The following is a 2,595-nucleotide window of genomic DNA, read 5'->3' on the forward strand; positions in this document are numbered from 1 at the left end:
AAAGCGTTGGTTAAGTCCTCGATCTATTAGTATCAGTCAGCTCCACATGTCACCATGCTTCCACCTCTGACCTATCAACCTGATCATCTTTCAGGGATCTTACTAGCTTGCGCCATGGGAAATCTCATCTTGAGGGGGGCTTCATGCTTAGATGCTTTCAGCACTTATCCCGTCCGCACGTAGCTACCCAGCTATGCCTTTGGCAAGACAACTGGTACACCAGCGGTGCGTCCATCCCGGTCCTCTCGTACTAAGGACAGCTCCTCTCAAATTTCCTGCGCCCGCGACGGATAGGGACCGAACTGTCTCACGACGTTCTGAACCCAGCTCGCGTACCGCTTTAATGGGCGAACAGCCCAACCCTTGGGACCGACTACAGCCCCAGGATGCGATGAGCCGACATCGAGGTGCCAAACCTCCCCGTCGATGTGGACTCTTGGGGGAGATAAGCCTGTTATCCCCGGGGTAGCTTTTATCCGTTGAGCGATGGCCCTTCCATGCGGAACCACCGGATCACTAAGCCCGACTTTCGTCCCTGCTCGACTTGTAGGTCTCGCAGTCAAGCTCCCTTGTGCCTTTACACTCTACGAATGATTTCCAACCATTCTGAGGGAACCTTTGGGCGCCTCCGTTACTCTTTAGGAGGCGACCGCCCCAGTCAAACTGCCCACCTGACACTGTCTCCCACCCCGATAAGGGGCGCGGGTTAGAATTTCAATACAGCCAGGGTAGTATCCCACCAACGCCTCCACCGAAGCTGGCGCTCCGGCTTCTCAGGCTCCTACCTATCCTGTACAAGCTGTACCAAAATTCAATATCAGGCTGCAGTAAAGCTCCACGGGGTCTTTCCGTCCTGTCGCGGGTAACCTGCATCTTCACAGGTACTATAATTTCACCGAGTCTCTCGTTGAGACAGTGCCCAGATCGTTACACCTTTCGTGCGGGTCGGAACTTACCCGACAAGGAATTTCGCTACCTTAGGACCGTTATAGTTACGGCCGCCGTTTACTGGGGCTTCGGTTCAAAGCTTCGCTTGCGCTAACCTCTCCCCTTAACCTTCCAGCACCGGGCAGGTGTCAGCCCCTATACTTCGCCTTGCGGCTTCGCAGAGACCTGTGTTTTTGCTAAACAGTCGCCTGGGCCTATTCACTGCGGCTTTTCTGGGCTATTCACCCTAAAAAGCACCCCTTCTCCCGAAGTTACGGGGTCATTTTGCCGAGTTCCTTAACGAGAGTTCTCTCGCACACCTTAGGATTCTCTCCTCGCCTACCTGTGTCGGTTTGCGGTACGGGCACCTTACATCTCACTAGAGGCTTTTCTTGGCAGCGTGGAATCAGGAACTTCGGTACTATATTTCCCTCGCCATCACAGCTCCGCCTTAATGGAAACGGGATTTGCCTCGTTTCCGGCCTAACTGCTTGGACGCGCATATCCAACAGCGCGCTTACCCTATCCTTCTGCGTCCCCCCATCGTTCAAACGATGTATAGGTGGTACAGGAATATCAACCTGTTGTCCATCGCCTACGCCTTTCGGCCTCGGCTTAGGTCCCGACTAACCCTGAGCGGACGAGCCTTCCTCAGGAAACCTTAGGCATTCGGTGGAAGGGATTCTCACCCTTCTTTCGCTACTCATACCGGCATTCTCACTTCTAAGCGCTCCACCAGTCCTTCCGGTCTGACTTCAACGCCCTTAGAACGCTCTCCTACCATCGACACCATACGGTGTCAATCCACAGCTTCGGTGATACGTTTAGCCCCGGTACATTTTCGGCGCGGAGTCACTCGACCAGTGAGCTATTACGCACTCTTTAAATGGTGGCTGCTTCTAAGCCAACATCCTGGTTGTCTAAGCAACTCCACATCCTTTTCCACTTAACGTATACTTTGGGACCTTAGCTGGTGGTCTGGGCTGTTTCCCTTTCGACTACGGATCTTATCACTCGCAGTCTGACTCCCAAGAATAAGTATTTGGCATTCGGAGTTTGACTGAATTCGGTAACCCGTTGGGGGCCCCTAGTCCAATCAGTGCTCTACCTCCAATACTCTCATCTTGAGGCTAGCCCTAAAGCTATTTCGGAGAGAACCAGCTATCTCCAGGTTCGATTGGAATTTCTCCGCTACCCACACCTCATCCCCGCACTTTTCAACGTGCGTGGGTTCGGGCCTCCATTCAGTGTTACCTGAACTTCACCCTGGACATGGGTAGATCACCTGGTTTCGGGTCTACGACCTCATACTCATTCGCCCTATTCAGACTCGCTTTCGCTGCGGCTCCGTCTCATCAACTTAACCTCGCATGAAATCGTAACTCGCCGGTTCATTCTACAAAAGGCACGCCATTACCCATTAACGGGCTTTGACTACTTGTAGGCACACGGTTTCAGGATCTATTTCACTCCCCTTCCGGGGTGCTTTTCACCTTTCCCTCACGGTACTGGTTCACTATCGGTCACTAGGGAGTATTTAGCCTTGGGAGATGGTCCTCCCTGCTTCCGACGGGATTTCTCGTGTCCCGCCGTACTCAGGATCCACTCAGGAGGGAACGAAGTTTCAACTACAGGGTTTTTACCTTCTTCGACGGACCTTTCCAGGTC

1 rRNA gene is annotated in these 2,595 nt (G+C 53.1%); it reads right to left on the reverse strand.

Going from position 1 to position 2,595, the window contains the following annotated elements:
* Positions 1 to 6: 6 nt before the first annotated feature.
* Positions 7 to 2,595, reverse strand: a 23S ribosomal RNA gene (locus MKX49_RS28315); the annotation flags it as partial.

Source organism: Peribacillus sp. FSL M8-0224 (genome assembly GCF_038003055.1).
Classification (GTDB): Bacteria; Bacillota; Bacilli; order Bacillales; family DSM-1321; genus Peribacillus; species Peribacillus frigoritolerans.